The following is a 25,735-nucleotide window of genomic DNA, read 5'->3' as shown; positions in this document are numbered from 1 at the left end:
GGGAACTCTGAATAAGCCCAAATGTTATTTTTCATATTTGTGTATTTTTTTGATTGCCAAATCTAATAATTTTTTTTATGCTCGGCAATTTTTTTTACAATATTACAATAACAGGTGATATAAAATTATCCACATAAGAATAATAACTGAATTATTCTTTTACCTTCGCTTGAAACCTCGCTAACATGAATGTTAAGCTAAGAAAAACAAATTTCTCAGGAAAAAATAGTATCATTGCTCAATATTTGTCAACCTCAGAATTGTAGAAAAAGAATATAATCAAATCAAATAGGTTGTACTGGAGAAGAATGGACTAAATTAGTAAGCCTTCTTGATTGATTCTGAATTGAAATATTAGAGGAAGGAATGCAAGTGTTTTTTCAATCTATTACTGTAGAAGTTTGTTTGGGTAATTTTACCTATAAAATTATCCAATTCTTGTCAGGATTTTTTCTTATTTTGATTCTTAAATTTTGTTTCTAACTCTAATATCTCAAGTTTAAATGTCTCAAGTTGGTTATCTTCTATTTTGGTAAACAACTGATTTATATCTAATTCAAAAAAATTACATAAATTAATAATAACCTCAATTGTCGGATTTGTTCTGCCTCTTTCAATTATACCAATATAATCTTTAGTAAGATCAACTTCATTTGCTACTTGAAATTGTGAAAGTCCTTTTCTAAGCCTATACACCTTAAAAATAATTCCGATCTGAATTTTTAATTCTTCAATATTCCATTTATACATTTAGTAAAATTTAGGATTTAAATTGTTTTTCATGGAGAATTATATTTCGTTTTGATTTGCTATATTTGCATTGTAAGTTACAATAACAGTAACTTTGCGATACTTCAACGAAAAATAGAAGCTATTGCTTAGAGCCTCGGTTCGAAAACTGGTAATTTTTAAATCCCTGAGATGATAAGTAAGCGGCTCACGACCTAGGCGTGGGTCTCTCTTATCTTGGGATAGGTATACCAGTACTTAGAATCAGATAATGTAGAGTTCTCATGCCGTTTTATTTCTATGCTGTACGTACACTCTATAATTCTCGGATCAGTCTCAAAAGTTGTGGACTAAACAAAATAATGGTATTAAGTGCTCGATTGTAATTCCTCTCTTCGTGCAGTTATTCAATCAACATAGAACAAAAAGCTGTAAAATATGTGTTTTACAGCTTTTTATTGTAAATAAGGTTTGATTAAGCTTTATTTTCTATAGAGTTGTTGATACTTGAGAGGGCTTTTACCGGTAATATTTTTAAAGCATTCATGGAAACTGGTAAAATTGTTGAAACCACTGGCAAAACAAATTTCTTTTACAGACATTTGGTCTTCTATTAATTTTTGACAGGCATCTCCTATGCGTATTTCATTCACAAACTGGGTGTAGGTTTTCCCGGTTTTAGACTTAAAGAATTTACAAAAAGAATTAGGACTGAGGCTGGCGATCTCTGAAATTTCTTCCAAACTGATTTTTTCCGTATATCTGGATAAAGTATAGTTATAGATTTCCTGGATCCGTCGTTTTCCATCCTCATTAAAGTGGTATTTGAAATGAGAGGAAGCCAGAAAATCATATTCTAAAGAATTACTGATACAGGATAATGCCTCTAATAATTTGATGATTTTCATCGTACCGTCACTGTTGATGATCTCCGGAATTAATTGGGTTAGCGTTTCCCGGGATCCACCTTTGACTTGCAGTCCCCTTGAGCTCAGAATAAGCATTTTTTTAAGGTCATGATTTTCGGGGAGTTGTAAAAATTCTTCACCCCAGAAATTTTCATCAAAATGAACCACAAAAACCTCTACTTTATTTCTTTTGGAGCTTTCAAAATATTTGGTATCAAATTGCCAGTAATGAGGCAGGTTTTTCCCGATGAGTACTACATCCCCTTCCTTAAACCTTTCAATAGTATTTCCTACATATTGAGTTCCCGATCCCTTTCGAAAATAGATAAGTTCCAGAACTGTATGATAATGCCATTTATTATTCACATCAGGCATTACATCCTTTCTTGCACTGAAAGAATGTAAAGTGTCAGATGATATTTCCAGAAACTGAGGTTTCATTACTTAGTTATTTCGTCATAAAAAAGTAAAAATAGAATTTTTTTGGATAATATACCTTAATAATTGGATAAAATGAGAGAATTTTGTTTTCGATATAAAGTCTAATTTGGTTGAATAAATTTTAATACTTTGTTTAAATATTTGTTGAATTGATATGAAAGTTGGATTATTTATACCATGTTATGTAGATATGCTGTATCCTAAAGTTGGAATAGCTACTTATTCTCTGCTGAAAAAATTAGGTGTAAATGTGACTTATCCAATGGGGCAAACATGTTGTGGACAGCCAATGGCTAACTCCGGTTACGAGAATCTCACCTGTGAAGCCAATAAAAATTTTATTGAACAGTTCAAAGACTTTGATATAATAGTTGCTCCTTCAGGGAGCTGCGTTTTACATATAAAGGAACATCTGAAGGGAGATAAGGAGAATCAGGCTGTACCTATTCAGGAAAATATCTATGAGCTGACAGAATTTTTGACAGATGTATTAAAGATTAACAATCTGAAGGCATCTTTTCCCCATAAAGTTGGTTTTCATCAAAGCTGTCATGGGCAGAGAGGCTTGCATCTTTCAGGAATGAGCGAGTTGACCGCGGCTTACTTTTCGAAACCAGAACAATTATTACAGCAGGTGGAAAATATTGAGCTGATTCGGCTGGATAAGCAGGATGAATGTTGTGGTTTTGGCGGAACTTTCTGCATTACAGAAGAAGCTGTTTCTTCCAAAATGGGTAAAGACAGGCTGGCAGACCATATTAAGAACGGTGCAGAATATATTACGGCATGTGATATGTCCTGTCTGATGCATCTGGAGGGTATTGCAAACAGAGAAAAAAAAGAGGTGAAAATAATTCACATCGCTGAAATTTTAAATACTGAAAATGTAAACAGATGAAAAGCCATGCCTCTTTAGCAGAACAATTTAACCGGGATGAAAATCGTGTGGACTGGCATAATGAAACGCTATGGTTTATCCGTGAGAAAAGAGATAAGCAGAGTCATCAGATACCCGATTGGGAAAAGCTAAGGGAAACGGCTTCAAAGATAAAACTGAATGTTCTTTCAAACCTCGATACCTATTTAATGGAATTTGAGCGAAATGCTTTGATTAATGGTATAAAAGTACATTGGGCTGAAGATGCTGAAGAGCATAATAAGATCGTACTTTCAATTCTTCAGGAACATCAGGTAAGATATATGGTAAAGAGCAAATCTATGCTGACAGAGGAATGCCACCTGAATGATTATCTGGAAAAAAATGGCGTCGAAGTAACTGATACTGATCTTGGCGAAAGGATTGTTCAGCTGGCTAAAGAACAGCCAAGCCATATTGTACTCCCTTGTATTCATAAAAAGAAAGAAGAGATAGGGGATATTTTTCACGAGAATCTCAATAGCCCTAAAGGACTTTCGGATCCTCAGCAGCTTACTGAAATAGCACGACAGGATTTAAGGAAAAAATTTTTACAAAGCCACGCAGCATTAACGGGAGTTAACTTTGCTGTGGCAGAAACAGGTGAGTTTATAGTATGTACCAACGAGGGAAATGCAGATATGGGTGCTCACCTGTCTAAGGTACATATCGCCTGCATGGGATTGGAAAAAATAATCCCCAAGCGTGAACATTTGGGAGTTTTTCTTCGCCTGCTTGCAAGAAGCGCTACCGGACAGCCTATGACAACCTATACCAGTCATTTTAGGAAGCCAAGAGACGGACAGGAAATGCATATAGTTATTGTTGATAACGGCAGATCAGAACAATTGAGTAAAGAAAAATTTAGGAATTCATTAAAATGTATACGTTGTGGAGCTTGCTTCAATACTTGTCCTGTGTACAGACGGAGTGGTGGGCATAGCTATCATACAGCTGTAGCAGGCCCAATCGGGTCTGTTCTGAATCCGGTACGGAATATTGCAGACTATAAAGACCTGCCCTTCGCATCTACCTTATGTGGTTCCTGTACCCATGTATGCCCGGTAAAGATTGATCTGCATAATCAGCTTTATGAATTAAGACAGGAAATAATCAATTCCGGCATGGCAGAACCCGTGAAAAGTTTCTCAATGAAGCTTCTGGCGAGAGCTTTAAGCAATGCGAAAAAATATGAGAAGCTGAAAAAAACAATAAAATTAGGCTATCGGTATGTTCCATTTCTTCTTAAAAACAGTGCTAATCCCTGGTATAAACATCGGGAAATGCCGGAAATGCCAGAAGAAAGTTTTAAAGAATGGTATCAAAAGAATATAGGAAATGGGAAGTAGAGAAGATATCTTATCAAGAATAGCAAAGGTTAAACCTATAGGAAATGAGTTATTACCAGATATATCATTTATTTCCATATCTGAAAATCTTTTGGAGACCTTTATGCTGGCAGCTCAGAATAATGGCTCACAAGTGACATTAATAGAAGATAGTACAGAAGTTCTGGCCTACATCAATAAAAATATCGCTCCGGATAAGAGAGTGATTTATAATATCAGAGAATGGCAGGAGAAAAATGAAGAGATAATGGATCAGGAAATAAATGATCCACATACGTTGCAAGATGTAGAGGTGGCAGTAGTAGAAGGGAGCATAGGCGTAGCAGAAAATGCTGCTGTCTGGATTACGGAAAGCCAGATGAAGTACAGGGCTCTGCCATTCATTACCCAGCATCTAATGGTGATATTGAAGGCGGATAAAATAGTTCCTTTATTACATGACGCCTACAAAATCTTAACGGTAGAAGAAGGATTCTCATGTTTTATTTCAGGACCTTCTAAAACAGCTGATATTGAACAGTCATTAGTGATTGGTGCACATGGGGCAAGAAGCCATCACTTATTTATAATAACACAAAATAACGCAACATAACAGAAAATAATATAATATAAAAAAGATAAAGCTTACTTATAGCAATAATGAAGAGGATAACTTACAGATTATCAGACTATGCAAAACATGACACCAGGATCAACGAAAGTTTCATCAGAAAGAAAAAGTTATCTCTTTCCACTGATTCTTGTTACCAGCCTCTTCTTTTTTTGGGGCTTTGTTCATAATTTGGACCCTGTGCTTATTCCCCATTTGCGGAAAGCATTTCAATTGACTGATTTAGAATCATCCCTGGTGGATTTTTCTATATTTATTGCCTATTTTCTAATGGCTATTCCTGCCGGGAATGTGATGCGAAAGTATGGCTATAAAAGTGGAATTATTTTGGGATTATGCCTCTTTGCATTGGGTGCTTTTCTTTTTATTCCGGCGGCTAATACAAGGATGTATATTTTCTTTTTGGGAGCGCTCTTTATCATCGCCTGCGGGCTGACATTTCTGGAAACCGCGGCCAATCCTTATGTGACCATATTGGGACCACCGGAAACGGCAACACGCAGGCTTAATTTTTCACAGTCTTTCAATGGACTGGCAGCATTTATAGCGCCTATTGTAGGAGGTCAATATATATTGAGTGGGGAACCGCTTACTGATACGCAGATAAAGGCACTCTCTTCGCAAGATCTTAATATGTATATCACACAGGAATCTGCCAGTGTGAAAGGACCTTATCTTGTATTGGGAATTATAATTGTAGTGGTAATGCTGCTGTTCGTTTTTACAAAACTACCGGACGTTAAGCAGGAAGATGATGGTGATCCATCCAAAATTTCCAATGCCTGGAAACATAAACATTTAAGATGGGCCATAGCAGCACAGTTTTTTTATGTAGGTGCTCAGGTTTGTGTACTCAGTTTTTTTATCCGGTTTATTGTTGTTTCTGCAGGAATTACAGAAAAAAATGCAGTTTTCTATTCCGGATTGGCTGGATTGGCTTTTATGTTGGGACGCTTTGTAGGAACTTTCTTTATGAAATTTATAAAACCCAACAGGTTATTAATGATATATGCTGCTCTGAGTATGCTGCTCACTTTAATAGCTATATTCGGGAAGGGGAGTATTACTATTTATGCATTAATTGGAGTGGCTTTTTTTATGTCCATTATGTTTCCAACTATCTTTTCACTGGGCATTGCAGGTTTGGGTAAAGATACTAAAATAGCTTCTTCACTTATTGTAATGTCTATTGTCGGTGGAGCTATTTTACCACTGGGATTAGGATATATATCAGATCTTACCCATAATATACAATATGGTTATTTGGTACCGTTACTCTGTTTTATTGTTGTATTTGTATTCGGTATGTATGGCTGGAAGCCCAGCGGTAACACTTTAGAAAAAAGACCATGAAAAATAAAGTTTTAAAAATTAATCAAAAAGATAACGTTTTAGTAGCGTTACAGGATATTAAGAACGGAGAAAAAATCCTTTTCGAAGGGCAGGAATACGAAGTATTGGAAAATATTCCGGCAAAGCATAAATTTTTTATGCAGGATCTTCCACAGGGAAGTGATGTATTGATGTATGGCGTATTGGTTGGCAAAACACAGGTGGAGGTGAAGAAGGGAGAGCGTATGAATGTAGAAAATATCAAACATGCTGCAGAGCCATATGCTTATAGGGCAGCAGAATACCATTGGAAAGCTCCGGAAGCATCCGGGTTCAAAAACAGAACATTTGATGGCTACCATAGAAGTAATGGTGAAGTGGGAACGGCCAACTACTGGCTTTTTATCCCTACTGTTTTTTGTGAAAACCGAAATCTTGATGTGATTAAAGAAGCATTGCATAATGAATTGGGCTATGCAATAGGAGACAAATATAAAGAATATACCCGTCATCTGCTGGAAGCGTACCAGAAAGAAGAAGATTTGGAAAATATCTCTTTAACTCCAGTTATAGAACCTAAAAAGAGGGTTTTTAAAAATGTAGATGGTATTAAGTTTCTGAACCATAGTGGAGGTTGTGGCGGAACGAGGCAAGACTCTGCAATATTGAGCAAGTTACTGGCTTCATACGCAGACCATCCTAATGTAGCGGGGATTACCGTGTTAAGCCTGGGCTGCCAGCATCTCCAGGTGGAAGATTTTAAAAGAGACCTGCAGGAAAGAAATCCGAAGTTTGACAAACCACTATTTATATTTGAACAGCAAGGATCACAAAGTGAAGAAGCTTTGATTAAACAGGCTATTCATGATACTTTTATAGGATTGACTGAAATCAATACAATAGAACGGAAACCTGCTGGACTGGATAAGCTGGTATTGGGAGTAAAATGCGGAGGCAGTGATGGATTCAGTGGTATTTCTGCAAATCCGGCAGTAGGCTATACGGCGGATTTATTGGTAAGCCTCGGAGGTAAGGTATTGCTGGCCGAATTCCCGGAACTTTGTGGTGCCGAACAGGAAATGATCGACCGGGCAGTAAATAAAGAAACAGCTGAAAAATTCATCAGGTTGATGACGGAATATGATGCACTGGCCCATCAGGCAGGTTCAGGGTTTTATATGAATCCTTCACCCGGAAATATTAAGGATGGGCTGATTACAGATGCCATAAAATCTGTAGGAGCTGCCAGAAAAGGTGGGCATTCCCCTGTTACGGATGTGTTGGATTATACTGAAAAAGCTACTAAACCCGGGTTGAACCTGGTGTGTACTCCTGGCAATGATGTAGAAGCAACAACTGGAAAGACCGCTTCAGGAGCAACGCTGATACTCTTTACAACAGGACTCGGAACACCAACCGGAAATCCGGTTTGTCCCACCATAAAAGTAGCAACCAATTCAGCGCTGGCGATGAGAATGCCTGATATTATTGACATTGATACAGGCCCCATCATTGAAGGTGAAAAAACAATAGCCGAAATGGGAGAGGATATATTAGACTACTGTATAGAAGTAGCAAGTGGAAGGATAACACCTAAAGCAGTGCTGCTGAATCAGGATGATTTTATTCCCTGGAAAAAAGGGGTTAGTTTGTAATTTTAAAAATAAAATAAAATGTTTTCATTAAAAAATAAAAAAGCAATTGTTACCGGAGGTGGAAGTGGTATAGGAAAAGCCATTTCTGAACTGTTTGCAGAACAGGGAGCAGAAGTTCATATCCTGGAACTCAATGAAGCCAATGGAGCAGAAGTTTTATCCAGTATAGAAGGTAAAGGTGGTAAAGCATATATATATGCCTGTGATGTTTCTGACCATCAGCAGATTCAAAATGTATTTACCCATATCGGGGCTATTCATATTCTGGTGAACAATGCCGGTATAGCCCATGTAGGAAAAGCCGACAATACCTCAGAAGAAGATTTTGATAAAGTGGTTTCCGTGAATATAAAAGGAGTATACAATTGCCTTCATGCCGCAATCCCTCAGTTGAAGGCATCTGGTAACGGAGTCGTTCTTAATATGGCTTCCATTGCGGCTCTGGTAGGTATTCCCGACAGATTTGCCTACAGTACGGCAAAAGGAGCAGTAAAAGCGATGACGATGAGCGTTGCCAAAGATTACATCCATGATAATATCCGTTGTAATTCTATTTCCCCGGCCAGGGTTCACACCCCTTTTGTAGATGGGTTCCTCCAAAAAAACTATCCCGACAGGGTGGAAGAGATGTTTCAGAACCTATCTAAAACCCAGCCTATAGGAAGAATGGCAACGCCTAAAGAAATTGCAGCATTGGCATTATATTTATGCAGCGATGAAGCTTCCTTTATTACAGGATGCGATTACCCTATTGATGGAGGTTTTACAACATTAAATAACTAATTTGGATATATGAAATTAATAAGATACGGAGCCGCTGGCCAGGAAAAACCAGGCGTACTCATTGATGAAAAATACTATGATGTCTCTCATCTGGTGAATGATTATGATGAAAAATTTTTCTCTGAAAACGCTATTGATGAGCTGAAAGACAAAATTGCTGCAGGAGGACTTACAGAAATTGATAAAACGGTAAGGTTGGGAGCACCACTGGCAAGACCCTCAAAAATTGTCTGTGTAGGTCTGAACTATAAAGACCATGCCGCAGAAACCAATATGCCCATTCCTTCAGAACCTATTTTATTTTTTAAATCAACTTCAGCAATAGTAGGCCCTAATGATGATCTGATTATTCCTAAAAACAGTATAAAAACAGATTGGGAAGTAGAACTGGCTATTATAATCGGTAAAAAAGCCAGCTATGTGGAGCTTGAGGATGCTTTTGACCATATTGCAGGATATGCCCTTCACAACGATTACAGTGAAAGGGCTTTTCAGATCGAAAGAAACGGACAATGGGTTAAGGGAAAAAGTGCAGATACTTTTGCACCTATAGGTCCTTTTATAGCAACAAAAGATGAAATAAACAATATCAATAATCTCCAGCTTTGGCTGAAAGTGAACGATAAAATGATGCAGAATGGAAATACTTCGAACTTTATTTTCGATGTGGCCTATATGGTAAGCTATATCAGCCAGTTTATGACTCTATTGCCGGGAGATGTTATTTCAACCGGTACACCGGCCGGAGTGGGAATGGGACAGAAGCCTGAAGCCTGGTATCTGAAGCCTGGAGATGTGGTAGAATTAGGCATCGAAGGGTTGGGAACCAGTAAACAAAATGTGAAACCTTATTTTTAATGAAGAGATATACGCTGGCTTTGGATCTTAAGGACGATGAAAATCTGATCCGTCAATATGAGGAATACCATCAGGAAGTATGGCCGGAAGTTCTGGAAAGTATAAAATCTTCCGGAATACGGAATATGGAAATATACCGCACCGGAAACCGCCTCTTTATGATTATGGAAGCTGAAGATCATTTCTCTTTTGAAATGAAAGCTCAGGCTGACAAAGCAGACCCTAAAGTTCAGGAATGGGAAACTTTAATGTGGAATTATCAGCAGGCATTGCCCAATTCCAGGCCGGGAGAAAAGTGGATCGTAATGGATAAAATTTTTAGCTTATAAAAATGATTGATACCCATGTGCACTTCTGGAGATATGATGAGGTTCGGGACTCCTGGATCGATAGCAGTATGTCCACTATTCGGAAGGATTTTTTACCTTCAGATATTGATGAATTGCTGATCCATAATAAGATAGATGGAATTGTTGCTGTTCAGGCAGATCAAAGCCTGGCAGAAACCCGGTTTCTACTGGAACTCGCAGAAGAATATCCTAAGATCCTGGGTATTGTAGGATGGATTGATTTTTTGAGCGGTAATTTCGAAGATCAGTTGAAAGAATTTAAAGGATACCCTAAAATAAAAGGCTGGCGCCATATTGTTCAGGCAGAAGCTAAAGGCTTTCTTACCCACCCTGAATTTGTGGATAATATCAGAAAATTGAAAGTGTATGATTATACCTATGATATTTTAATCCACCATTCGCAGATGGAAGAAGCCATAAGCTTTGTGAGAAAACTTGAGGATCAGAAGTTGATTCTGGATCATATCGGAAAACCTGATATCAAGAATTCAGAGATTAAAAACTGGAAAAGGAATATTTCCATTTTGGCTCAGTCAGAGAACGTTTACTGTAAGCTTTCCGGATTAGTGACTGAAGCCGAACGGGGAAAATGGACAAAAGAAATGCTGGAACCTTATCTGGATATTGTTTTTAAATATTTTGGAACATCCAGAATAGTATTTGGGAGCGATTGGCCGGTAATGCTTTTAAATACAAATTATTCCGAATGGCTGCAGTGTATAAAAGATTATTTACAACAGTTTAACAAAAAAGAACAAAAACAGATACTTGAAGGAAATGCTATTCATTTTTACAATTTATAAAGTATGGATTTACAACTCGAAAATAAAATAATTGTCGTAAGCGGCGGCGCCAAAGGAATTGGAGAAGGAATTGTTCGATTGTTGGCTCAGGAAAAAGCTATTCCTGTTATTATAGGTAGAAATGCAGAAGACAACCAGCAGTTAATCGATGCGCTGGCTGCTGAAAATCTTATAGCCCATGCTGTGGAGGCCGAGCTTACACAACCTGTAGAATGTCAAAGAGCAATTGGTGAAGTCATGTCAAGATTTAGCAGGATAGACGGTCTTGTCAACAATGCAGGAGAAAATGACGGCGTTGGATTAGAAAACGGAAGCTATGAAGCCTTTATGCAGTCATTACATAAAAACCTTGTTCATTACTATCTTTTGGCCCACTATGCTCTTCCTGCTTTGAAATTAACTAAAGGAAGTATTGTAAATATAGGAAGTAAAACAGCAGAAACCGGTCAGGGAGGAACATCTGCTTATGCCGCTGCTAATGGTGGGCGAAATGCGCTGACAAGGGAATGGGCCGTGGAATTATTGCCCTATCATATCCGGGTAAATGCTGTGATTGTAGCAGAAGCTTATACTCCATTGTATGAAAAGTGGATCAAAAGCTTTGATGACCCGCAGGCAAAGCTTAAGACAATAACAGATAAAATCCCCTTTGAAAAAAGAATGACCACTACTGAAGAGATCGCCGGTATGGTAGCATTTTTACTGTCTGAAAAGTCCAGCCATACTACAGGTCAGCTGATCCATGTGGATGGCGGCTATGTACATCTGGACAGAGCATTATAAAAAAACAAACGATCAGCAAGTAACTAAACAATAATCTTTAAATAATAAAAGGGAACAATTCAGTTGGTTGTTTAGTTGTAATATTTCTTTTTCAACCAAAGACTGGCTCTAACCAGTAGGATAAGTACAGGGACCTCTACAAGTGGGCCTATAACTCCTACAAACGCTTGTGGTGAGCTGATTCCAAAGACTGCAATAGCTACAGCAATAGCCAGTTCAAAATTGTTTCCTGTGGCAGTAAAAGCAATAGAGGCATTTTTGTCGTAAGGTACTTTCAACGATTTGTTTACAAAGAAACTTACGAAGAACATAAGGATAAAATAGATTACCAGTGGAATAGCTACTTTTAATACATCCATTGGCAACTCTACAATTTTTTCACCTTTGAGACTGAACATCAGGACAATCGTAAATAAAAGAGCGTAAAGGGTGATTGGTGAAATTCTGGGTACAAATTTTCGGTTATACCATTCTATACCTTTTGATTTTACTAAAAAGTATCGGCTTAAAAAGCCAGCTAGAAAAGGAATACCAAGATAGATAAGTACACTCTCCGTAACATCCTTCATGGATACACTGACATTGAAATTTGCTAAACCTAATCTACCCGGAAGTATATTGATGAATAACCATACAAAGAAGCTGTATGTGAATACCTGAAAGATACTGTTTAAAGCAACCAGTAGAGCTGCATATTCTCTATTTCCTTTTGCTAAATCATTCCATACAATTACCATGGCAATACATCGGGCCAAACCGATAAGGATTAGCCCAATCATATAATCAGGCTCATCTCTCAAAAATAAAATAGCGAGCACAAACATTAAAATAGGCCCTATTACCCAATTTAACAATAGTGATATACTGATTACTTTTTTATCTTTAAATGCCGTTGGTAAAAGGGAATAGTCTACTTTAGCAAGAGGAGGATACATCATTAAGATCAATCCAATTGCTAATGGTATATTGGTTGTACCTACGGATAAGGAGTCTGTGACCTTTGAAATGCCCGGAAATAAAAATCCTAAGCCTACTCCGATTGCCATAGCAAGAAATATCCATAAGGTAAGGTATCGATCAAGAAATTTTAATTTTGGTTGCATGCTGTTTTAATTTATTCCTATTGTTTTGCTTCTTCTTTCCATAATTATGGTGTCACGCCAAGTATTTCCAAGTTTTCCAATTTTTTCTCGATGGCCGATGATCCTAAAATCTAAACTTGTATGAAGCGCTACCGTTTCCTTATTCTCTGGAAACATTCCACTCTGCAGTGTCCAGATTCCATTTATTTCACTTTCAGAAATCAACTTCGTCATCAGCATTTTTCCTATTCCCTTACCTTTATGGTCATTAGCGACGTAAATACTAATTTCTGCCACACCGCCATATACACCGCGATCACTAACTGCTGATAGTGCATCCCATCCCACGACGACATTGTCAATGATAGCTGCTAATCGGCTATGCTTTAATTTACTTTTGTCCCAATCTTCCCATGTTGGAACTGTGGTTTCAAAAGTTGCATTTCTAGTTTCAAGGCCTTGCCTATAGATTTCTACGATTTCCAGAAATTGTTCTTTACCAATAAAAACTATGTCCATTCTATTTCTTTATTTGTGAAAAAACATAAAGCATCTCTGTCGCTATCTGTGAACTTCTTTCTGTGTAAACCTGAGTCTGTTCCGGGGTATTGTCAGAAGCTTTAGGATCGTCATATTTTATAGGAAATCTGGCTTCTGCTTCAAATATTATGGGACAGCCTACATCCGCATTGTTGCAGGTCATTATAGCGCCAAATTCATTTTTAGGATTGAATTCGTTATTATATTCTTTAGAAAAACAAATGATAGCTGATTCATTTTGTGCGTATTTTACAGCGTAGACAGGATTTTCAGTTTCGCTAAGTTTTTGGATCTGAAAGCCTTGGTTATTCAGTGTTTCTGCTACTTCTGGGAACATAGCCGTTGCCTCTGTACCTCCTGAATAGCAATACACATTTTTAATGCCAAAATGATGAGACATTGTTTGGGCCCAGATCTGAGACAGGTGGCTTCTTCGGCTATTATGTGTACAGATGAAATTTAACCGGATAGTCTGGTTAGTCTCCACTTTGCTTTGTATGTAATTAACTAATGGCTGTAAAACTGTTTTTCTTTCCTCTGAAATTGTGTCAATTGAAAGAGCCTCAATACTTTCTAAGATTATTTGGTTCATTTTTAGTATTTTAATTTAGACTTCTCTTACTATGTTATATGCATTTTGATAAATAGCCTGTCTTCTTAGCAGCATCCACCTCCAGGTGTACAAGAGTTACTTTGGTTTACCGTAAGCTCAGAAAGATTTTTCTTTTGTTTTTCAGGAGGAATACCACAAGCATCCTGAGCAAGACAGGCTGTAGTTTTGCTTTTCAGCACAAAAGTCTTTCCATTAAACTCCAGATCGTATTTTCCGATGGTGTCACTCTGATATTCCACTTCAATCTCCCTATCTTCAATTCCCAGTTTTTCTTCGGAAATCTTGATAATATGCAGTAACTTTCCGGGTTTTAGACGGTGATCATAATCATTTGCATTCCATAGCTGAAAGTTGACCACCTTCTCATTACGGATGACACCCCCGCAATCAATAAAGTTTTTAGTGACCTGACCTACTTCTGTTACATGAAAGTGTTCAGGAACAAATCTCCCGTTTTCCAATTGAAATTCAACATTTTCCAATGTTGGCAAAATTTCTTTGATTTCTGATAATTTCATTTTATTTAATGTAAATATTTAAATTATATATTGCAATATAACGATGTTAAAAAGTAAAAAAGCTATGAACAACAGCTCGATACTGTAACTTCCTGGTTGAAAAAGCCGTTAAACTCATATTGAAACTGTTTCCAGATCTTCTCATTAATACAGTAGCAAACTGATTTACCCTCGATGGTTCCCTGAATAATACCTGTATTTTTCAGCTCTTTAAGATGCTGCGAAATGGTAGCTTGTGCCAAACCTAATTCTTCCACCAGATCATTACAGATACAGGCTTTTTTGTCAATAATATATTGGAGTATAGCGACTCGTGCGGGATGTCCTAACACCTTAAATGCTATAGCAAGTTTGTTGTGCTGATCTGCAAAAATTTCGGTCTTGGTAAGTCCCATACTATAGTAATTTTAATATTGCAATATTACGATATATTTTAATATACTCTTATATCATCAAAATAATTTTATTGAAGTTCTTGCAGTTAGCTGTAAAGTATATTGATTTGTAATTTGTGGCAGAGGTTATAAAACCTTTTCTATAAGAATAATGCTTGCCCCCCAAAAATCTAAGCTATAAATTAGCCGGGGACTACAAAGGCCGTTAACTCGGCCATTTTTTTATTTTCAAATCTCCAGATATCACAATAAGAGTGGTCAGAAGATTGCCCGTTTTTATTTTTTACACGTATTTTCCCAACAGCTGTTACAAATTCACTCTCCGCAACTATAATTTCCACACTGAAATTTGGAGGTTTAAGGTATGTTTTTGCCATGTACTGCCGTACTTCTTCTTTGCCACGTAAAATCTGATCTCCCACAAAAGTCCATATAACGTCATCAGTACAAAAAGCCATAAAATCTTCATAATCTCCTTTAGAGATAGCAGAATTTGCCTTTTCTAAAATTTCCTTATTGGTCATAGGTATTGATGTTATTCATTTCTAAATAAACTTGACAGAATTTTTACCAAGGGTAGCCGCACATTAGGATAATCCGAAAATATATCAAATTACTTTTTGTATTGCCCCGGTGCATATTGTTTTGCTGACTTAGCACCTGTAACCTTTTTTACCTGTCCCGGAGGAAGACCATGATTTCCATTGGGCTTCAGTCTGGGTGCACAGGAAAAAACAAACGATCCGAGAAGAACGGCAAGTCCTAATTTTTTAATTGCATTCATAATGTTTTTTCTTAGTTCATTAAAATATTATGCCAAGTTATAATTAATAGACATTCTTCGAAGATGATAAATGTTGCCAGTATTGCTGATAACCTATAGTAAATGGTAATTAACATAGATTCGATATATAAAAAGCTGGTTTCTAATTATTTATTGGAGTTATTTTTGTTGTAACTTAGTGACAGTTATGAATCGCTATGCAAATCACAAAATACATACCATCTTTCAGAGAGAATTGTATCGAAATCTTTAAAAGTAATCAACCCCAATATTTTGCTGTTGAAGAGCTTCGTCTGTTTGAAAATTTTTTGGATTATGAAATTGAAGAAAACTACTATGTAATTAAGAATAATGGTCTGTTAGTAGGCTGTGGCGGAATTTTTTTCGACGCAAAGAATAATGAGGCAGGGCTGTCCTGGGGAATGGTACATGCTGACTACCATGGGCAGGGCATTGGTAAGTTATTAACTCAATTTAGGCTGGATCTATTGAAAAACATGTACCCTGATAAAAGTCTCAGAATCGAAACCTCACAACATACGGCAGAATTTTATAAAAAAAATGGTTTTAGCATTGCGGATATTGTTCCGGATGGTTTTGCTGAAGGAATTGATAAATATAGTATGAAAATGGAATTCAAAAGCTAGCCCAACAACTGATAGGAGAAAAGCTTTATGCTATTTCTAAAAATTGAAATTCAATTCACTACAGAGGAAATAATAGCTATAGACAGTGCTTTGTTTTTTATTTGGTGAATTAATATAAATTTTTCTATATTTGCACCACTGAAAACAACGGTATAGCCGGAGTTTAGGGAGAGTTGGCAGAGTGGTCGATTGCGGCAGTCTTGAAAACTGTTGACTGTAACAGGTCCGGGGGTTCGAATCCCTCACTCTCCGCAAGAAAAGTGTAAAAACCGATGAATAGAGAAAATATTCATCGGTTTTTTATTTTAACTCCAAAAAACTGCACAAATTGTTTTTCACTATCATTCAAAAATAAAAAGTCTTTTGATATTCTGTATGATTATATGACACCTATGAAAAATGAATATATAAAAGATATTATTAATAAAAAATAATTGTACCAGGTTAATATTATTGTTGACAAATAAATATTTATAAACTTTGCAATACTTATAAAAATACAAAAGCATCCTATTATTGGATGCTTTTAATTTATTTAGCCTTGTTAATCAAAAATCCCGGAAGAGCTCCGGGATAATAAATTATTGTTTGGTATGAAGATTTTCCCTTTTTCAAACAGTTAATAAATATAAAAGACTGATGGCTAAAACAAAATGAAGGTCATAATGCTTTTTTGAAAGAGGGAAAAAAGCGGAAGCAATTGAGAGTTGGAGTATTATCATTGAAATGTAACAGAAAGGTTGTATGAGTTGTCATTATATCAACAGAGAAAAGAAACCATACATTCAATTATTGACCTATGAGAAAAATACAAGCAATCATCATACTGTTTTTGTCACTGAACATTTTTGCACAAAATGTCAACGATAAAATCAAATTATTTGAAAATGATTTCTACCATTGGGACCAATCAAAAAAGAAGACCTCTTTAAAAGATAGAATGTCTTTTTATAATGTCAACGCAGTAAGTATTGCAGTGATTAAAGATTACAAAATAGAATGGGCGAAAGCGTACGGTTTTGCGGATGCATCTGAAAAAAGAGTAGCGACTCTCCAAACGCTGTTTCAAGCAGGGTCTATTAGTAAGACTATTAATAGTTTAGGTATTTTAAAGTTAGTTCAGGAAGGAAAATTAGGTTTGGATGATGATATTAACAATGATCTGAAAACCTGGAAATTCCCTTATGATGATGTTTCAAAAGGCAAGAAAATCACTATAGCCAATTTATTGAATCATACCGCAGGTTTGTCGGTTCATGGTTTCGGAGGATATGAAAAAGGGGCAGCTTTACCTACGATAATTCAAATCCTTGAAGGTCTGAAGCCTTCCAATTCCGGTCCCGTCAGGTCTGTGTTTGAGCCAGGTTTGAAGCTTCAGTATTCTGGTGGCGGAACGACGATTACTCAATTAATTCTCGAAAATACAACCGGCGAAAAGTATGAAGACTACATGCTGAAAAATGTTTTGACTCCATTGGGAATGAATAACAGTTCTTTCAGCCAACCTCCTGTAAAAGATAAAGAAAATTTGTTGGCAACGGGCTATAATTATGATAAAGAGGTGAAAGGGAAGTATCATATTTACCCTGAAAAAGCGGCTGCCGGTTTATGGACAAACCCAACAGATTTAGCAAAATATGTTATTGAAACCCAATTGTCATTATTAGGAAAATCAAATAAAATTTTGTCTAAAGAAATGTCGGAAAAAAGATTGAAAAAAGATTTTGGAACATTTTCAGATGATTTTAGTGGCGTGAGATATTTTAGGCACGGTGGCGGAACTGACGGATTTATTTGCTTCTATTTGGGAAGTGTCGAAGATGGAAATGGAATTGTTGTAATGACCAATGGCAATAGCAATAAGATGGTAGAAGAAATTGTGGCAAGTATTGCAGGATTGAATCAATTTAAAAATTACCCTTTACAATCAAGTAAAGAGTCAATTTCTGCAACAATAAGAAAAGAGTTGTCAAAAAGTGTAGACAAAGGAATTGAATTGTACAAAAATCTGAAGAAAACTAACCCTAATGATTACAATTTCTCGGATGAAAGCGAACTTAATATGTTGGGGTATGAATATTTGAATAATGGTCAAATAGATTCTGCCATTAAAATTTTAACTTTGAATATGAATGAATTTCCAAATTCAGCAAATGTTTACGACAGCCGCGGTGAAGCTTACTTCAATAAAAAAGAATATCAGCTATCAAAAAAAGATTATCAAAAAGTTTTAGAATTGGAACCAACAAATCCGAATGCAAAAGAAATGCTTCTGAAAATAGAAAAAGAGATAGGAAAGTAATGGATGATATAGAATTCCTAAGTCTACATTATACAAATGGATGTCCCTAATATAAAATGGCAAAACAGAATAGGTGAGAAATACCTTTGCGGCAATTTTGATCCTAAGGATAAACAGGCAGATAAGCCATCCGGTTGAAATTGTATTTTTGTAATTGACTGATATAGAGATCGGCAGGACGGGGCAGGATACTCATTATTGGTTTTGTGAATAGATTAGTTAACACAAAATTAATATGTATGAAAAACAAATCTTTACTGTTTAAGCCAACTCTTAAATCTTTACTTTTTTGTGGATTAGCATTATCCACTATTGATTTCAGTGCTCAGACATTAGCATTTCCGGAAGCTACCGGGTTTGGAAGATATACTACGGGAGCAAGAGGTGCTGCAAACCCTCAGATTTATTTAGTGACAAATTTAAATGACAGTGGGCCCGGTTCATTTCGTGATGCCGTGAGCCAGCCGGGGCGGTTTGTCATTTTTAAAGTAGGAGGTATTGTTAATTTACAGTCGATTGTTGCTGTGGCTGCTAATACAACGATTGCCGGACAAACTGCTCCCGGAGAAGGAATCGTATTTTTGGGGCCCAGAGTATCATTTACAGGAGCCAATAATACGATTGCCCGATATCTTCGCATCCGTTATGGCGGAACATCTCAAAATCAGGATGCATCTGGAATAGCCAACGGAGCCAATATTATTTTAGACCACATGACTTTCACCTGGGGGACAGATGAAGTATTTTCCGTTAACTGGGATAATAATGGTACGAGTCCTGACAATATAACGATTCAGAATTCTATTATAGGACAGGGAATGCACCGCCACAATCATTCTGCAGGAGGATTAATGCAGCCGCCGCCAGGAGGTAAGATCAGTTTAATCGGAAATTTATATATCTGTAATAAAACCCGTAACAATAAAATAAAAGGGATAAACGAGTTTGTCAATAATGTAGTTTACAATTGGGGTAATTATGGAAATACCTACAATCACACCCAATCCGGGGAGGCATACATCATGGGAGGAGATTCGGCGGGAAGTTCTTTTGCCAATATCATCAACAATTATTTTATCGGAGGTCCCAATACAAGCAGCACGGTTACAACACCTTTCAGTGTAGGTAATGCCAACTTCAATTTATACGGTTCGGGGAATTATTTTGACAATAATAAAAACGGAGTACTAGATGGCACTGCGGTCCCTCAAAACTTAACGGGATACCCTGTAGGAGATCCGGCAGCAATAATGGCTGGTCCCTACGATTATCCGATGAAAACCCCGGCATTAACCGCTCAGGAAGCATACAATAAAATTGTTAACAGTGTGGGAGCATCCTATCCAAGACGTGATCAGGTAGATGGTTTAATGATTTCAGATTTACTGTCGAAAGGCACAACAGCTACTTATGTTTATGTGCAAACAGATCTAACGACTCAATTTGGCTTTACTAATGGCGGTGCAGGACACGTTTATGGGGCACCGGCTCCTTTGGATACGGATAATGACGGAATGCCGGATGCATGGGAAACAGCCAATGGGCTGAATCCTAATGTTTTTGATGCTTTGGCAGTAAGCACAAACCATGCTCCGTACCTGAATATTGAGGTTTATATTAACAGTTTACCGAATACAACTCCTCCGGATTTTATTATTCCGCCGACAAATGTGAATTTCACCAATGCAGCCACAACAACAGGAACTTCACCTTCAAGCTCTTTAACCGTGAATTGGAATGATAATGCTGCGAACGAAACTAATTATGTGGTAGAGCGTTCTACCGATGGTACTAATTTTACTGTCATTGCAACTTTAGGTGCAAATGCAGCAAGCTATAATGAGGTCGGTTTAACGCCCAATACCCAATATTATTATAGAATTAAAGCAACGAATGCCTCAGAATCTTCGGTTTACACTTCAAATACCTCAGTAACCACACCGCCTATTCCATCAGCTCCCACAAAAGCAAGCAATCCGGTTCCGGCAACCGGCAATAATAATGTTGATCTGAACGGTGGAAACCTGCTTTTAAAATGGAATGGCAGCTCAAATACAACAACGTATACCGTTTATTTTGGAACAGATCCTTTAAATTTAAGCAATATTGCTACCGTACCTTATTCTGCTACACCGTCGTATCAGCTTACTAATTTAAATACAGCAACCAATTATTATTGGAGAATTGATGCTTCTAATACCCTTGGTGTTACTACAGGAGATGTATGGAATTTCCGGGCATTGACGCCAGAGCTTGTCGGCAACTGGCCATTTGCTGAAGCTCCTTCCGCAGGGTCACAGATCACAGATGTAACATCTTTTGCCAATCATGGAATATTAGATACAGCTTATGATAATGCCAATGTAAGAGTACCCGGAAAAGAAAATAACGCCCTTGATCTGGCAACTTCATCGAATACGATGTACATCGCCAGTATTCCTCACCAGGATCATATTTTATTTGATAATCATTCTTTTACCGTTTCTTTCTGGATGAAAGCGCCAACCAGCATGATTCCATCATCTTCGGCTACAAGCCTTTATGTGTTGTGTAAAGGTTCTTTCACTAAAAATACAACAACAGGAGCCACCGGCAAACGTTTCAATGTAGAAATCAAAGGAGGTCAGCTGCGATATGCTATTGATGATGATGTTACGAAAAAGGAAATCACATCACCTGTTGCGAATTATTTTACCGATAACTGGGTACATGTTGTGATCCAGAGAGATATTATTGCGCATAAAATGAGAATTTACACTAATGGCACTTTAAGCACTGAAGGAGACGAAACGGCAGTTACAGGTATCGGTGAGGCAAGTGATCTGATCATCGGGAATATTGGTGAACTTGAATTTTTATCAACCACTAATGCTCCGGCTTCTTACAAAGGCGCATTCGACGAACTTAGAATGTACAATTATGCATTATCTCCGGCGGAAATTTTTGCTTTGTACAATCAGGCAGTATTGAGTAATGATGAATTCAGTATCAGCAAAAATGCAGGGACAGTATATCCAAATCCAGCAAAAGACCAGATTTCCATTAAGCTTCCTGAGTATAAAAAATCGAGTTTAACAGCAACAATTATTGACTTGGCAGGAAAAATCGTTGTCAAAGAGAAGATTAATACGGATGGAAACGGATTATTTAAATTAAATATTGACAACAAAAAAGTCTCAGGCAATTATCTCCTCAATGTTTCAGGAGAAAGTCTGAATAGTAATTTTAAAATTATTATTAAATAAAATCATCAAAGCTTAATTTTGTTCATATTTAAAAAGAAGTCCTTTCAAACCATTTGGAAGGACTTCTTCTTTTAACATTATTTTGAATTTTTCCAACCTTTTAGATTTAAAAATTATATTTTTTTTACGTTCATAAGAAAGTTATCATTATTTTTGAGTTTTACAATTCAATTGAATAATATGCTTAGGACAAAATTTTTAATTTCCGGCTTCATTTGTGCAATCGTTTGCATTGATTCTTCTCTGAAGGCACAAAATTCTATTCAGATAAAAAATACGTTGAGTTTTTCAAGGAATGAAGTTGTTTCAATACCCGTTTCTCAATTAGCTTCTTTTTTAAAAACGAGCAGCGAATCTGACCTCAGAATAAAAGACGGCAGTAATAAGATACTGCCAATTCAATGGATCGATTATAATGGAGACGGAAAAAACGATGAACTGCTTTTTCAGGCCAATATTGAAGCGGAAAAAACAAATTCCTATACCATTATTGCAGACGCAAAAATTCCAATTCCTGAAAGTAAAATTTCAACATATTCAAGATTGGTTCCCGAAAGAGTAGATGATTATGCCTGGGAAAATGATAGAATAGCATTTCGTGTCTATGGCCCGAAAGGTCAAAAAGAAGCCTTGGAAGGGATAAAAGGAAGCACACTTTCCAGCGGAGTTGATATCTGGCTTAAAAGAACCGACCAACCCGTGATCAACAAATGGTATAAAGGATACCTGACCGACCCTTTGTACTACCACAAAGACACAAGAGGTGAAGGCTACGATCCTTACCACGTTGGCGATAGTCGCGGAACGGGTGGAATTGGGATTTGGGTAAATGAAAAACTTCAGGTGTCACAAAATTTTGTTAGCTCCAGAACCATTGCAGAAGGTCCGTTGAGAACGGTTTTTGAATTAACATACAATTCCTGGAGTGAATTCGGAGTGAAAGAAACAAAACGGATTTCACTTGATCTGGGTTCCAGTTTTTCAAAATTTGAGTCGAATTTTCAGACTGAAAAGCCAGTTCCAAACTACACAATCGGGATAACTCTTCATAAAAACGAAGGCGAAACAAAACTGAACGACAAAAACGGATATTATCTCCACTGGGAAAAAATTGACGACGCTTTTGTAGGGGAAGGAGTAGTGGTAGATCCTGAAATTGTTGAAAAATCCTTAGCCTTTAAATCCGAGGTCCCGGATCAGAGCAACCTGTTAATTGTGACAAAACCTCAAAATAAGCTCACTTATTATGCCGGATTTGCATGGCAGAAAAGCGGACAGATTCAAACACAAAAAGACTGGGAAACTGTATTGCAAAAACAATCTCAGATTATTGCCAACCCATTAATTATTAAGGTTAAATAAAAATTTAATGATAAAATTAAAACTTTCTATAGCGGTCTTTTGTTTTACAACTGCTGTTTTTTCTGCTCAGATTAAGGATACCTTGGCTGAAAAAATGCTTGTTTATCAGCTTCCAAACGGAGGTTGGGGAAAACAGCTTAATGATAAATCTGTGGTGAACTATAATTCACCTTTAGATAAAAATCTTTTAAAAAAGATCAAAGAAACGGGTGATGATCATGCAACAATCGATAATAATGCGACTTCAAGAGAAATCAATAGCTTAATAAGAGCCTATAAATTCACAAAAAATACAGAATATTTAAAGTCTGCCGAAAAGGGAATTCAATATCTTCTTTTGATGCAGTATAAAAATGGTGGCTTTCCTCAGTATTACCCCAATTCGGCGATTTACAGAAAGCAAATCACTTACAATGATAATGCAATGATCAACGCTTTAACGGTTTTATATAACGTGGCGGAAGGAAAAAATGATTTCGATGTGGTTGATTCAAAATTAAAGGAAAAATCGAAAACAGCTGTTCAAAAAGGAATAGAATGTATCTTAAAAACTCAGGTTTTACAAAAAGGAATGCCAACAATCTGGGCAGATCAATACAATGAAATTACCCTTCAACCCGACAAGGCAAGGGCTTTTGAGCCTATTTCTCTGGCCACCGCAGAATCCGTGGGAATTGTAAGATTTTTGATGCAGCAACCTGTTACTCCCGAAATTGAAAAGTCGATAAAATCTGCCGTCAACTGGTTTAAACAAAATAAAATTGAAGGCTACAGCTATAATGTTTCAAAAGTAAACGGAAAAGCAGTCCGCACATTGGCTGAAGATAAAAATTCAGTGATCTGGGCGAGATTTTATGATATAAATACCAATAAACCTCTTTTTGGCGACCGCGACGGAAGTGTAAAATATGATTATAACGAAGTTTCTGAGGAAAGAAGAAACGGCTACAGCTGGTTTGGTGATTTTGCGGATAAACTGATCAATAAAGAGTTTCCAAAGTGGGCGCAGAAGAATAATGTGATGCCTTAGTTTGAAGGTTAGAGTGTTTTAGTATGGGAGAGTTTTAGGGTTTTAGAGTGAGAGTGTTTGAGAGTAGAGAGTTGTAGTATTTTTGGTGTCATTAAGAGGAGCGAAGCGACGAATCAATCTCTTTGTAGGACCTATCGTCTTTAGAAGTAAAGACATTTCGTAAGTAACATAAAAAAGAGCTTAACCATAAAGTTTATCATCCTGGAAGGATCTCAACACTTGAAATAACATATATAAAAATAACATAATGAGATTGCTTCGTCGTTTCACTCCTCGCAATGACGGAGCGCACCAGGGAGCTGAGGTTCTCGAAGTAACCATTCCTAATACTCTAGCCCCGATTGAGTGAAAATCCTTTTTTGAAAAAAAGGTTGCAATACTTCGACTCAGCTCAGCATAAACTTCAAGCGGGAAAAAGCTCCTAAAATAAAAGAAAAATATGACTGTAAATAGAAAATGACTGAGTACTACGCTCAGTCATTTTCGTTTCTAATTCTAATTTTTATTTATAAAGTATTACAAATATTGCCTCCTAAAGTTGCTCCAGCTTTTGCCGTCACATCAGATTTTACGGAAGATAAAGACAACGTTGGAATTGCATAAGGTGGAGTAAAAGCTGTTCCGCTTCCTGCCGTATTTCCGGTAACATTCGTAAACGTATTGTTTGAAGTAACGGTTACAGCAGTATATCCGGTCATTAAATTGATGGGCTCTTTTACATTTTCAAACACGTTTCCGTCTACACGAATATTTGCCTGAACGCCTGCAGCAATACATTTATTGCTCACAGAACTGTTGAAATAGCTGTTAACGATATGGATTTTTCCAAATCTCACTCTAGGCATACGCTCCCTGCAGCCCGGTGCCCACCAGCAGCGAACGAATGTCACATTCAGTTTTCCGGCATCTGTTGTTGAAGTGTCACTTGAACCGATAAGGTTTGAAAATCTGTGATCAGCAGTTCCACCTGAACCACCGGCTTTTGGAGGCTTTAAATAGTGAAATTTCGTGTAGGAAACCGTGATGAAATCTGATTTGTTTTTAATGTCAAAATTTCCATCAACGCCGTCTCTAAACTCACAGTGATCAATCCATACATTTCGGCAATCGTCTACAATAGCGTTATCCCAACCGTCTGTATCATACGCTCCGGGACCTTCGAAAATCAGGTTTCGGATGATGATATTGTTACATCTTTTAATATTGATAATTCCAGAACCGTCTTTTGTCTGATCCGTTGAAACCAATTTGGCACCGCTCGTTCCGTAGATTGTTTTTCCGGTTTGATCCTGAAATGATAAACGGGCAGTAATCGTAATTGTTCCGGTTACTTTGATGACTTTTATGGCAGTGTTTTCGATAGCGGCTTTTAATTGAGCGTAGGTGGTAACTGTAGTTTCAGCTGCGGTTCCGCCACCGGTTGTTCCGCCGTTTTGAGAAGCCCATCCCGGAGCGAGACAATCAGCCAAAGGAGCCACTGCGTTCGTCATAAGGGTGCTTTTCAGGGCAAAATCGTTTGGGTTTTCCGTCAGATCTGTTTTGATGTCTTCCTGTCCGCAGCCCGTCAGGGTAAAAGCCGAACATAGAGCTGCCGTCAGAAAGGCAACTTTAAATGTTGTTTTCATAGTTTATAATTTTTTTTGTGATTTTTAAAATTATTAAATATATAATTAATTGTTTTATATTTTAATGTATTAATA

The 25,735-nt window shown here is 37.0% G+C and carries 25 protein-coding genes and 1 tRNA gene; 16 read left to right on the top strand and 10 right to left on the bottom strand.

The features are described 5' to 3' along the window. Nucleotides 1-441 precede the first annotated feature (441 nt). Nucleotides 442-750: a helix-turn-helix transcriptional regulator gene (locus tag LQV47_RS22080; RefSeq protein WP_230041282.1), complete on the bottom strand. Its 309-nt coding sequence runs from the start codon at nucleotides 748-750 to the stop codon at nucleotides 442-444. A 461-nt stretch (nucleotides 751-1,211) separates the two neighbouring features. Beyond that, the gene (locus LQV47_RS22075; RefSeq protein ID WP_230041281.1) at nucleotides 1,212-2,078 is read right to left on the bottom strand and encodes an AraC family transcriptional regulator; all 867 of its coding nucleotides are present in this window, start codon (nucleotides 2,076-2,078) and stop codon (nucleotides 1,212-1,214) included. Nucleotides 2,079-2,232: 154 nt separating this feature from the next. Between LQV47_RS22075 and LQV47_RS22070 the strand changes: the two genes are divergently transcribed. The 10 genes from LQV47_RS22070 (at nucleotide 2,233) to LQV47_RS22025 (ending at nucleotide 11,517) form a co-directional block, all read left to right on the top strand. After that, entirely contained in the window at nucleotides 2,233-2,976 is a 744-nt protein-coding gene (locus LQV47_RS22070; protein ID WP_230041280.1) for a (Fe-S)-binding protein, read from the top strand. Further along, nucleotides 2,973-4,343, top strand: a complete 1,371-nt coding sequence (locus LQV47_RS22065) for a lactate utilization protein B (protein WP_230041279.1) — start codon at nucleotides 2,973-2,975, stop codon at nucleotides 4,341-4,343. The genes LQV47_RS22070 and LQV47_RS22065 overlap by 4 nt, the downstream gene beginning before the upstream one ends. Next, entirely contained in the window at nucleotides 4,333-4,935 is a 603-nt protein-coding gene (locus LQV47_RS22060; RefSeq protein WP_230041278.1) for an LUD domain-containing protein, read from the top strand. The genes LQV47_RS22065 and LQV47_RS22060 overlap by 11 nt, the downstream gene beginning before the upstream one ends. Before the next feature lie 87 nt (nucleotides 4,936-5,022). Next, nucleotides 5,023-6,306, top strand: a complete 1,284-nt coding sequence (fucP, locus tag LQV47_RS22055; RefSeq protein WP_230041277.1) for an L-fucose:H+ symporter permease — start codon at nucleotides 5,023-5,025, stop codon at nucleotides 6,304-6,306. Continuing rightward, on the top strand, nucleotides 6,303-7,940 hold the full coding sequence (locus tag LQV47_RS22050) for an altronate dehydratase family protein (RefSeq protein WP_230041276.1): 1,638 nt from the start codon (nucleotides 6,303-6,305) through the stop codon (nucleotides 7,938-7,940). The genes fucP and LQV47_RS22050 overlap by 4 nt, the downstream gene beginning before the upstream one ends. Nucleotides 7,941-7,958: 18 nt before the next feature. After that, entirely contained in the window at nucleotides 7,959-8,723 is a 765-nt protein-coding gene (locus LQV47_RS22045) for an SDR family oxidoreductase (protein WP_230041275.1), read from the top strand. A gap of 9 nt (nucleotides 8,724-8,732) precedes the next feature. Then, nucleotides 8,733-9,581 carry a fumarylacetoacetate hydrolase family protein gene (locus LQV47_RS22040; protein WP_230041274.1) on the top strand — a complete coding sequence of 283 codons (849 nt, stop codon included), beginning with the start codon at nucleotides 8,733-8,735 and terminating at the stop codon, nucleotides 9,579-9,581. Further along, entirely contained in the window at nucleotides 9,581-9,910 is a 330-nt protein-coding gene (locus tag LQV47_RS22035; RefSeq protein ID WP_230041273.1) for an L-rhamnose mutarotase, read from the top strand. Before LQV47_RS22040 ends, LQV47_RS22035 begins: the two co-directional genes overlap by 1 nt. 2 nt (nucleotides 9,911-9,912) lie before the next feature. Next, nucleotides 9,913-10,734 carry an amidohydrolase family protein gene (locus LQV47_RS22030; RefSeq protein WP_230041272.1) on the top strand — a complete coding sequence of 274 codons (822 nt, stop codon included), beginning with the start codon at nucleotides 9,913-9,915 and terminating at the stop codon, nucleotides 10,732-10,734. Nucleotides 10,735-10,737: 3 nt separating this feature from the next. Then, on the top strand, nucleotides 10,738-11,517 hold the full coding sequence (locus LQV47_RS22025; RefSeq protein WP_230041271.1) for an SDR family oxidoreductase: 780 nt from the start codon (nucleotides 10,738-10,740) through the stop codon (nucleotides 11,515-11,517). 71 nt (nucleotides 11,518-11,588) lie between these two features. Here the strand turns inward: LQV47_RS22025 and arsB are convergent, their stop codons facing one another. The 7 genes from arsB to LQV47_RS21990 form a co-directional block, all read right to left on the bottom strand. Next, complete coding sequence (gene arsB / locus LQV47_RS22020; RefSeq protein WP_230041270.1) at nucleotides 11,589-12,620, bottom strand: ACR3 family arsenite efflux transporter; 1,032 nt, start codon at nucleotides 12,618-12,620, stop codon at nucleotides 11,589-11,591. Nucleotides 12,621-12,626: 6 nt separating this feature from the next. Beyond that, a complete protein-coding gene (locus LQV47_RS22015; RefSeq protein ID WP_230041269.1) occupies nucleotides 12,627-13,118 on the bottom strand; it encodes a GNAT family N-acetyltransferase in 492 nt (163 codons plus the stop codon). A 1-nt stretch (nucleotide 13,119) separates the two neighbouring features. Further along, a complete protein-coding gene (locus tag LQV47_RS22010) occupies nucleotides 13,120-13,731 on the bottom strand; it encodes a protein-tyrosine-phosphatase (RefSeq protein WP_230041268.1) in 612 nt (203 codons plus the stop codon). 65 nt (nucleotides 13,732-13,796) lie between these two features. Then, on the bottom strand, nucleotides 13,797-14,270 hold the full coding sequence (locus tag LQV47_RS22005; RefSeq protein ID WP_230041267.1) for a DUF6428 family protein: 474 nt from the start codon (nucleotides 14,268-14,270) through the stop codon (nucleotides 13,797-13,799). A gap of 62 nt (nucleotides 14,271-14,332) precedes the next feature. Beyond that, on the bottom strand, nucleotides 14,333-14,665 hold the full coding sequence (locus LQV47_RS22000; protein ID WP_230041266.1) for a metalloregulator ArsR/SmtB family transcription factor: 333 nt from the start codon (nucleotides 14,663-14,665) through the stop codon (nucleotides 14,333-14,335). A gap of 182 nt (nucleotides 14,666-14,847) precedes the next feature. Next, nucleotides 14,848-15,189, bottom strand: a complete 342-nt coding sequence (locus LQV47_RS21995; RefSeq protein ID WP_230041265.1) for a nuclear transport factor 2 family protein — start codon at nucleotides 15,187-15,189, stop codon at nucleotides 14,848-14,850. Between the two features lie 89 nt (nucleotides 15,190-15,278). Further along, nucleotides 15,279-15,449, bottom strand: a complete 171-nt coding sequence (locus tag LQV47_RS21990) for a hypothetical protein (RefSeq protein ID WP_230041264.1) — start codon at nucleotides 15,447-15,449, stop codon at nucleotides 15,279-15,281. 197 nt (nucleotides 15,450-15,646) lie between these two features. Between LQV47_RS21990 and LQV47_RS21985 the strand changes: the two genes are divergently transcribed. From LQV47_RS21985 to pelA, 6 genes are all read left to right on the top strand, one after another. After that, a complete protein-coding gene (locus LQV47_RS21985; RefSeq protein WP_230041263.1) occupies nucleotides 15,647-16,096 on the top strand; it encodes a GNAT family N-acetyltransferase in 450 nt (149 codons plus the stop codon). A 167-nt stretch (nucleotides 16,097-16,263) separates the two neighbouring features. Then, nucleotides 16,264-16,348, top strand: a tRNA-Ser gene (locus LQV47_RS21980). A 547-nt stretch (nucleotides 16,349-16,895) separates the two neighbouring features. Continuing rightward, nucleotides 16,896-18,398: a serine hydrolase domain-containing protein gene (locus LQV47_RS21975; protein WP_230041262.1), complete on the top strand. Its 1,503-nt coding sequence runs from the start codon at nucleotides 16,896-16,898 to the stop codon at nucleotides 18,396-18,398. 239 nt (nucleotides 18,399-18,637) lie between these two features. Further along, a complete protein-coding gene (locus tag LQV47_RS21970; RefSeq protein WP_230041261.1) occupies nucleotides 18,638-21,643 on the top strand; it encodes a LamG-like jellyroll fold domain-containing protein in 3,006 nt (1,001 codons plus the stop codon). Between the two features lie 180 nt (nucleotides 21,644-21,823). Next, a complete protein-coding gene (locus tag LQV47_RS21965; RefSeq protein ID WP_230041260.1) occupies nucleotides 21,824-23,005 on the top strand; it encodes a DUF4861 domain-containing protein in 1,182 nt (393 codons plus the stop codon). Nucleotides 23,006-23,012: 7 nt separating this feature from the next. Continuing rightward, nucleotides 23,013-24,035, top strand: a complete 1,023-nt coding sequence (gene pelA / locus LQV47_RS21960) for a pectate lyase (protein WP_230041259.1) — start codon at nucleotides 23,013-23,015, stop codon at nucleotides 24,033-24,035. A 506-nt stretch (nucleotides 24,036-24,541) separates the two neighbouring features. Here pelA and LQV47_RS21955 read toward each other — a convergent pair. Beyond that, nucleotides 24,542-25,660 (bottom strand): pectate lyase-like adhesive domain-containing protein, encoded by a 1,119-nt coding sequence (locus LQV47_RS21955; protein ID WP_230041258.1) that lies wholly within the window; start codon nucleotides 25,658-25,660, stop codon nucleotides 24,542-24,544. Nucleotides 25,661-25,735: the final 75 nt, after the last annotated feature.

Source organism: Chryseobacterium sp. Bi04 (assembly GCF_918698085.1).
GTDB lineage: Bacteria > Bacteroidota > Bacteroidia > Flavobacteriales > Weeksellaceae > Chryseobacterium.
Note: the sequence above shows the minus strand (reverse complement) of the source record. Positions and strands in the feature narration are given on the sequence as shown.